The organism is Salinivibrio sp. VYel1 (assembly GCF_009377945.1).
Classification (GTDB): domain Bacteria; phylum Pseudomonadota; class Gammaproteobacteria; order Enterobacterales; family Vibrionaceae; genus Salinivibrio; species Salinivibrio siamensis.
This window is the reverse complement of record NZ_RSAM01000006.1, coordinates 183528-192436: the sequence shown is the minus strand read 5'-3', so window position 1 is coordinate 192436 and position 8909 is coordinate 183528. Positions and strand designations below refer to the sequence as shown.

General features: G+C 49.3%; 5 protein-coding genes and 1 pseudogene. 2 read left to right on the top strand and 4 right to left on the bottom strand.

Annotation, left to right across the window (positions count from 1 at the left end):
• Positions 1 to 149: 149 nt before the first annotated feature.
• Positions 150 to 800: pseudogene (locus EHW58_RS07885) on the top strand (IS630 family transposase); the annotation flags it as partial.
• A gap of 257 nt (positions 801 to 1057) precedes the next feature.
• On the opposite strand, the gene EHW58_RS07880 reads toward EHW58_RS07885, so the two are convergent.
• Positions 1058 to 3838: an SLBB domain-containing protein gene (locus EHW58_RS07880; RefSeq protein ID WP_227986294.1), complete on the bottom strand. Its 2781-nt coding sequence runs from the start codon at positions 3836 to 3838 to the stop codon at positions 1058 to 1060.
• Between the two features lie 43 nt (positions 3839 to 3881).
• Positions 3882 to 5222 (bottom strand): capsule assembly Wzi family protein, encoded by a 1341-nt coding sequence (locus EHW58_RS07875; RefSeq protein ID WP_194163212.1) that lies wholly within the window; start codon positions 5220 to 5222, stop codon positions 3882 to 3884.
• A 519-nt stretch (positions 5223 to 5741) separates the two neighbouring features.
• On the opposite strand from EHW58_RS07875, the gene EHW58_RS07870 reads away from it, so the two are divergent.
• Entirely contained in the window at positions 5742 to 6974 is a 1233-nt protein-coding gene (locus EHW58_RS07870; protein ID WP_370517840.1) for an exopolysaccharide biosynthesis polyprenyl glycosylphosphotransferase, read from the top strand.
• Positions 6975 to 7069: 95 nt separating this feature from the next.
• On the opposite strand, the gene EHW58_RS07865 is transcribed toward EHW58_RS07870, so the two are convergent.
• Positions 7070 to 7822 carry a glycosyltransferase family 2 protein gene (locus EHW58_RS07865; protein ID WP_152795795.1) on the bottom strand — a complete coding sequence of 251 codons (753 nt, stop codon included), beginning with the start codon at positions 7820 to 7822 and terminating at the stop codon, positions 7070 to 7072.
• A gap of 9 nt (positions 7823 to 7831) precedes the next feature.
• On the bottom strand, positions 7832 to 8899 hold the full coding sequence (gene wecB / locus EHW58_RS07860; protein WP_152795793.1) for a non-hydrolyzing UDP-N-acetylglucosamine 2-epimerase: 1068 nt from the start codon (positions 8897 to 8899) through the stop codon (positions 7832 to 7834).
• Between the last annotated feature and the right edge of the window lie 10 nt (positions 8900 to 8909).

Here is an 8909-nt window from a genome sequence, read left to right as displayed (position 1 = left end):
TGATCCTTTATTTTCACTCATTTTTATGAATAAACATGGTGCAACGCACGGTTTTCAGCCTTAATTGACAACTAAGTCATTAAATCGCTAGCCCAGGCATGGCGAGGATCTTCATGCGTTTTCCCTGGATCTTCATGCGTTTTCCCTGTTTTAGCTATAAAAAGCCTAAAGGCGTGCCACATAAATTCGATGAGGAGAAGCAACACGCCTTTGTCGACGCCTATGAAGCGCTCAAATCACGCTGCGGCAAAGATGAAGCCATCCTGTTTATGGATGCTGTTCATCCGACTCAAACGACAAAAGTGACGCAAGGCTGGATACGCACAGGACAAGACAAAGCAATAGAGACGACAGGGAGCCGTAGTCGCCTCAATATTGTTGGCGCACTTAATTTATCTGACCTTGGCCGTCCTATTATCAGTGATTATGACACCGTTAACAGTGAGAACATTGTTCGATTTTTCTGCAAGATAAGGGAAAGCTATCCGCTGAATCACAAGGTTCATCTTATCTTGGACGGTGCGGGCTATCACCGCACTGACTTAGTGAAAGATGCCGCCTATGTGCTCAATATAGAGCTTCATTATCTGCCACCTTATAGCCCAAACCTCAATCCAATAGAACGGTTATGGAAGGTCATGAACGAGCATGCACGGAATAATTGTTACTTCAAAACCAAGCGGGATTTTGCTCAATCGATTGACCAATTTTTTACTGTGACTCTCCCTGAGATCGCAGGGTCTTTGACGTCTCGTATCAACGATAACTTTCAGATGTTTAATCATGCATCTTCAAGTTAATTGGGTATAAACGACATGCGCTTTGCCAGACTTTTAACTTTTTGAATCTCAATAAATTTCCTTATCTAAGAGCGCCGATTATTGAAAAAGCATCTTACACATGTACTGCGGTTATTGCCCTTCTCCGTACTCCGTAAGCGAAGCGCTCCGTATTCCCATTCCCGATTATCGATGAATGAATACAGAGCACGCAAAGAGCAAAAGTTCAATGCGTGCCCTAGGACCTAGGATCTAAGCTCTAGACTGCTTTCCCCGCTTTAATCCTTAACCGCTTGCCACGCTACGCCCATTTGGTAGAGGATTTGGGTGGCGGTGGAGGCGGTGCTTAGGCCGTCTAGGTAGTCGGTGTCGATTGGGACGATGATGGTGTCGCCGGGTTCGAGTTGTTTTTGACTACGGCTGAACCAGAAGCTGTTGTTTGGCATCATCACTGAGCCGTCGGCGCGGACGACGTAGATGCGGTCGGTGTCGGCTTGTTGTTTGGTGCCGCCGGCGGATTCAATGTAGTCGCTGACGGTCATGCCCGGTTCAAACAGCTGGTTTGAGGTAAATTGCACTTCGCCCATAATGCTGACCACCGGGTTTTTGGGTGGCACGTAAAGCTTATCCCCGCTTTCCACCATGATGTTGGCGACTTCATCGCCTTTGAGGGCGCGTGGCAGTGAGATCACCATGCGGCCCACCGCTTCGGCGTTTTGTAACTCTTCGGCTAATGATAAGGCTTCTGACGGGCTAGTTGTATATTGGGCGCTGCTGGTTTGGCGGCGCAGGGCCAGGCTGCTGATTTCTTGTTGCAGCTGACGGTTGAGCATTTTTAGGCGCTCTTCTTCTTGGCGTTTGAGTCGTTCGCGGCTAAACACCGACCCTTTAGGGTAAGCGAACTCCGTCAACCCGCCTGCACGCTCAATCACATCTTTAATGGTCTCGCCACGTTCAAAGGCATACACACCAGGGAAGCGCACTTCGCCTTGTAGCTCAATGGTATTGTCTTTGTGCCAATTGGGCTTGGTTTTGATATTGATTCGGTCTTGGCGTTGAATCGTTAACTGTGGCCCTTCGCCTTTGATGGCTTTACTTACATCAATAGGGTAATGACGCACGGTTAAACGGCCATCCACTACTTGGCGGCGGGTAATTTCGGCTTGCCGCAAGTACGCGGCTTCGGTCAACCCGCCGGCGGCATCCAGCAATTGCTCAAACGAGGCATTGGCCGGCAGTGGGTAGACGCCTGGGTATTTCACCGCGCCACCCAGTTCAACAATCGCCGCGTTGTACTGGTTGTTGGCTTGATCTTTTAAGCGATCGATAATGGGCTCAAGCTCTTGCTCACGTAGCGAGCGTTCACCTTCGTCATCGCGCTCTGCCAGTTTTTTGGCTAATGTAGCCTGATTTTGCTGGTTTTGTGTTTGGACTTCTGCGCCGGTGGCCGGATCAATATACACGTCGTCTTGCTGCCTTTCACCAAACTGAGATGGGCGAGTATTACGATGCCCTTTGCTTAATGTAACTCGGCTCTGGCTTTCTCGGGTGTCATCATCAACCTCGATGGATGGCGTCTTATCCCAAAAGGTACTGTCGATACCGTTGTTAAACACAAACACCTGGTCGCCTTGTTGCAGGCGCAAGTTATCGGACGAGTTGGGATGATCAATGGCTTGGCCCAGTTTAAATTGCAACACTTCAATGTTGCGCTCTGCGTCGATTTCGCGCACTACCAGCGCATAATTGAGATCGGCGGTGGGTTTTAGGTCACGTTGGGTGTTGCTAACGAGATCGGCGATGGTCATGCCCGGCTCGAAGTTATACGCGCCTTGGCGGACCACCTCGCCACGCAGCACCACGGCATTATCGAGTGCATCGTTGCTTTTGGCAATTTTAATGTCATCACCGTTTTTCACGGTAAAGCCTTGGCCCTTGGCGGTGCTCATGTCCAAGCTAAACTGCTGAATGCCCGATTCGGTCACGCGTTTAACGCTAACGCTAGACAAGTACCCTTCTGGTAATGCGCCACCCGCCATGTTAATGGCCTTACTTAGCGTGGTCGAGCCGTTGAGCTCATACAAGGCCGGGCGCAGCACTTCACCCTCAACGGCCACTTGGGCACCGCGCGCGGGCACAAACAAGGTATCGCCTTTTAACAGACGCACGTCGTTGCTGCTATCACCGGCAAGCAGCAAGTCGTATAAATCTAAGGTTTCAATGATCTTGCCATTGCGCTTTAGCTGAATATTACGCAGTGAGCCACTGGTTTTTATTCCCCCACTGGCCAGTAAGGCTTGGGTCACCGTGGTTAAGCCGTTAACCGTATACGCACCGGGTTGCTTTACATCGCCTGCTAAATAGACTTGCATGGTGCGCATGGCGCCGATGCCTACTGTGACATCCACCCCTATGACGCGCTGCTCAAACATGGCTTTAATTTGTTCGCGCACCTTGCCAAAGGTTTGTCCAGCCACTTGCATGGGGCCGTATTTGGGGAAATGGATATTGCCATCGCGCTTGACCGTGAGATCGTACTGCTGATTTTCTTTACCGAACACTTGGATATCGAGGGTGTCACCTGGGCCGATTTGGTAATCATTCGGCAGCGGTAAGTCGTCCACTGAGGCCATGGAGGCAGGTTTGCCATCAAAAAAGGCATAGCCAAAGGGTTTTAGTGCATCATCATCTTGGTTTGAGGCCTTGCCTGGGTGCCGTACGTTATCCGATTGGTTTTGCTCACCGCCGATGCGCTCGGGGGTGTCAGGCGCTTTATTGGCGTTTTGGGCGTCTTTGTCACTGTTGTTGGTCGATAAGCTATCTAAATCCACCCCGTATTGCCGAGCAAGTTGCTCTTGTTGCGCTCTTGGTAGTTGTTTTAACTGCTGAAGCTGGCTGGCGGTGGGGGTCGCTGCCTCGGCATGAGGGGCCGTTGTGAGCATCGCTGCACCGAGTAACAATGCTGGTGCACAGGACAATAGCGCGGGGGCACAACGGGTCATACCGCGCATAACGGTAGCGCCGAGCGGCCGAGTAATGGAAGATGAAAGCGTTAACATAATGAGCGTGATCCGTACTTATTATTATCAGTGATGGCTGCCGTTAAAATCGCAGCTGGTATTTTAGCCAGACGCGCGTATTGGCCTCTGATACATAAGGCGCAGCGTCGTCCGTTCGGCTGGCACCTAGTGTGACCATGGCGGTTGCCACGGGCAGGCGATAGCTGGCTTCTATTTCTTGCCAGTTGTGAGTGGCTTGTTCACGATCGGCTAGCATTAGCTTGATGGCGTGATCGTTGCTTAATTGGGCATACACCGCCACCGACCGGCTGTTGTCTAGTCCATACGTGGTGCTGTTGCCCCCTAGTTGATCCGAGGACACCTGAAGGTCAACGGCTGGCGTGTCTGCTAGCGAGGACTCAAAGCCATCGTGCGTGGTTTGCTGCTCAAGCACCAGGCGCACACTTTGGCGCGCAATCTCGGTTTGCCCACTCCAGCCGATTAAACTGGTGGCGAGCTCTTGGCCTTGGTAGTTACTGGCCAGTTCGGTGTAGAGTGCGTGAGCGACGGGCCAATCAAAGGCTGGCAGGGCAAGCTTGGCATCCCATGCCCATTGTTCGCTGACTTGTCGTGTGCCGTTTGGATCTTGCCATTTTTGATAGCTGAGCCCGTGTTGAAACGGCCGAATCGGCTGGCTGACCAGACGTGCTGCCCAGTGGGTGTCGTAACCGGTTTTGTCGGGCAGCTGGTAGACAGCTTCAAACGACCAAAAGCCCAGTAACGGCGTGTGATCACTTAAGTAGCTCACTGAGGCGCTGGGTGCGGGAGACGATTGGTTACCCCAGATGAGGTTATGTTGCCATCCTTGCCCCCACCAGCGGTCGATTTGGCCGAGGGTAAACAGCCAGCGGCCATCGTTTAATGCCAAATAAGAGCCTTGCCAAGTGTAGTCTTTATCGCCATTGGCATCACGGCGGTATTGATTGGCCACTTTAAAGGCAAAGCGTTTGCTCATGTATTGATACGCCGACCCAATCAGCCATTCATGACGCGGGGTGTCGCCGTAGTCGACTGCAGTGGCCGGATCGTTAGCCCAATACAGGTCGAATTCGATGGGGGCACGGTTGAATTTGGCAGCTTGGCCACGGTAACGGACATGGTTGCGGGCGGTGTTGAGCATTTGGTCGCGTGCCGATGTCGCCTTTGGCTGGCGGTTACTCCATTGTTGCCGCGGCTCGGTGTCATCGTAAAAGCTGGACCAGCGCAGCGGGTAATGATTGATTGGGCCATCAAGCTCACCGGCATCGGATAAGGCAGTCAGATCGGCACGGAGAAAAGGGTCATTAGCTTCCAGCCAAGGTGACGCCCCCACCTGCGTGCTCATCAGCAGTATGCACATCGCCAGCTTTTGACCACAGCCACTACGAGGCAATGTCAGATTCATCCATGTTAAATGTTTCATTGGGTATATGTAACAACGCTGCGATTAAAGAAGGAAAGTCGTGAACTTGGTGTCTGCCATTGCCGTTTAGGCACGCTACCGCCATGAAGTGTCGTTCTCCCTGTACGCGGCTGACTCAATATTGCTGTCACTAGATTGATTCCGCACCACTCTGCACAGTGAAAAGCGCTTGCTTCATCATGCCCAGCGCGGTGCGTCAAATGTCTGACGTATTCTACATAGCTCAGCGGTCATTTAAAGTGGAAATCAGTGAGAAATCACTTGATAAGATCAGTTTGACTGCTTTGTCTTCAATTGTGTCGTAAAAAAAAGGGATAGATCACGGTATGGGAATACGGAAAGAGATGAGACGCTTCGCTTCTAGAAACTAGAGGCTAGAGACTAGAAAAAGCAGCCTCGTGCTCGCATTGGGGATTTTGCTCTTTCCGAATGCAGGCTGTGCACGCGTTAACTATTTTGTGGTAACTTATCACCACCTTGATAATTAGCGGATTTCAACCAGTGCAACGCCTCTTCAATAGTTCATTATTTAATCACACTGTCGGTGTGATCGGCACCTTATTGGTTATTCACCTCATCACCGGCTTGCGTGAGTCGCTGCCTCTCACTGTGGTTAATAGTTTTTGGTTGGTCAGTTTTGCGTATCTATGCACCGCCATTACAGTACCTAAGATCACCAACTTTTTGCTGGTCGACCGTAAATACTATATTTTACCGGTCATCGCCTCGGTTTATGCGGGTGTTATGGTGATCATCTTGCTGCTGCGACTTGAGTATTCCAGGGAAGTGATTGTCTATGCGTTTATCATTCAAACCATTTGGATGTACTTTGTGGTTGTGTTTAGGAAAGATAAGACGCGACTGCGACTGACGGCTATCGACAACTTTGATATCGATGCGCTTAATGCAAAACACACCCGCGTACATGTAAGCAAGTTGGACAAGGCGTTATCGTTTAGCACCATTGGTGACGGCTTAGTGGTGGATCTGCACGGCCCTTTAACCGAGGCGCAAGAAAAGTTCATCGCCGATTGCAGTATTAATAATATCCCCGTCTTCCATTCACAAAGTATCTTAGAGATGGTTGAGGGCAAAGTGCAAACAACGCACCTGTCTGAAAATGCAATTGGTACGTTGACGCCGAATCCGATTTATCAAAATATTAAGAGGGTATGGGAGTCGGCACTTATTGTCATGACTTTTCCATTAACGCTGATTGTGATGGCGATGACGGCGATCTTGATTCGGCTAGAAAGCCCAGGTCCAGCTTTGTTTGTACAAGAACGTGTCGGCCAAGGTGGGCAACCGTTTCGGATCTATAAGTTTCGTAGTATGTCGGTAAAATCTGCCGACGCAGATGACAAATTCGCCTCGCAGGAAGTCGCTCGGGTAACGCGTATTGGCAAGTTTATACGTAAGTTTCGGATTGATGAGTTGCCGCAGTTTTTTAATGTGCTTAAAGGCGAGATGTCACTTATTGGCCCACGGCCGGAGCAGGAAAGCTTTGTGAAACAGTTTGAGCAGGAAATCCCGTTTTATGGGTATCGCCATATGGTTAAACCCGGGATCACAGGCTGGGCACAAACGGTGCAGGGGTATGCGGATGATACTGCGTCAACGAGAGAAAAACTCGCTTACGACCTTTACTACATCAAGCACTTTTCGTTTTGGCTGGATATGAATATTGTGCTTAAAACAATCAAAACAATGATCACCGGTTTTGGCGCAAAATAGCAAAATACCTATCATCTAGACGCTAGCACCATGTATGAGTACGACTAAGTGAGTTTTGAAAGGTTTGTATCGAGGGGTTGAAGAGGCGATAACTGCTACACTTTGTGCTTTAAAAACCCCTTGATGGCATAAACACAAAATACGGAGATAGCTTGTAATATCGGTAGTTTGACGACGTCACGATAAAAGCGCCACTGGTAGGATAGTACGGTGAGTTTGTTGGCGGTCATCCCTGTGTCGATACGGTATTTGGCTAATGACTCTGGAATGCAGTGCGCGGCAGGGATGTCTTTCAAAATATCTAACCACAATCCCATGTCTTGCCTTTTACGAATCAACGGCATGTAACGTTTACCGAGTACCGAGGTATCGTACATTGCCGTCAAGCAACCAATCACGTTGCTGTATAGTAGCTGGGAGTATGTGACTTGGCTTGGCGCTTTAATCGTTGATAATAATTGATTGCCTTTAAATTTGGTGTAGTGAGTGTAGGTGAATGGGTAACCATTTTTTAGCATCACCCCTACTTGTACTGTCAGCTTGTTTGGTTCCCACACGTCGTCTGCATCAAGAAAGGCGATAAATCGGCCTTGCGCTCTCTCGATGGCGCAATTACGACTCACACCTGCCCCGCAATTGTCACTGTTTTGATACACGTGAATATTAGCGTGAGATTGTGCGTAACGATTGATCAGCGACCATGTACTATCGGTTGACTGATCATCGACGATGACTAGCTCCCAATTTGTATAGGTCTGTGCCAATACGCTTTCAATGCTTTCACTAATGGTCTGAGCCGCATTGAACGATGGCATGATGATTGAGACAAGTGGATGGTTGTTGGGCATGGGGATATATTACGTGTTAGTAGCAAGTGTTTGAACGATTTTTTGGGAGGCTAAACCACCACCATAGAGAGTTTCGGTATCTTCAACGTATCGTCCGTAGTGGCGTTTCGTCGCATTGATGATTTTACTCTGACTAGCACCTACTAGCTCGTTAGCGCCAGCTTCTATTAGCTCTACCCACTCAGTTTGATCGCGCATTGTCACGCAAGCTTTACCGAAGAAAAACGCTTCCTTCTGCACACCACCGCTATCCGTCAATACCAATTGACAGTGATCGAGTAGCCAAACCATTTCAAAATAACCGACTGGATCGACAAGATGAACACTCAATTCAAGACCCTGTTCGGCGATCAGTCTACGCGTCCGAGGGTGCAGAGGAAGCACAACAGGAGCAATAGTTGCATTGACCTCGTTAAGCGCTGTTACTACGGCAGCCAACCGCTCTGGATTATCAGTATTTTCGGCTCGATGAAGGGTTGCAAGAATAAAGGAATCTGGGAGCGTTCCGTGCGGTGCTTGCGCTTTTTCTGCAAAAAGAATTGCTGCATCTTGCATGACATCCCCTACCTGTAAAATCTTTACTGGTTTATCAGTAAAGCCTTCGTTTTTAAGGTTAGCAACCGCTGTATTTGTCGGACAGAAGAGTAAATCACTAATCTGATCAGTCAAAATCCGATTAATTTCTTCTGGCATTTGCATATTAAAACTGCGCAAGCCAGCCTCAATATGGGCGACGGGGATATGCAACTTGGCAGCTGCAAGTGCGCCTGCGAGTGTTGAGTTAGTATCACCATACACCAACACACGGTCTGGTTTATGGGTCAACAAAGCCTGCTCAATTTCTGCAAGCATACGCCCGGTCATCTTTCCATGGCTGCCGCCGTGGATATCAAGCTGTATATCTGGTTTCGGAATGCCTAATTGATTAAAAAAGACATCTGACATATTAGAGTCAAAGTGCTGGCCCGTATGAAGAATAATCTCCTCGATGTCTGCTGTTTGCTGAATTGCACGCGACACCACGCTCGCCTTAATAAACTGAGGACGGGCCCCAATGATTGTTAGGATTTTTTGCATAGAATACCGT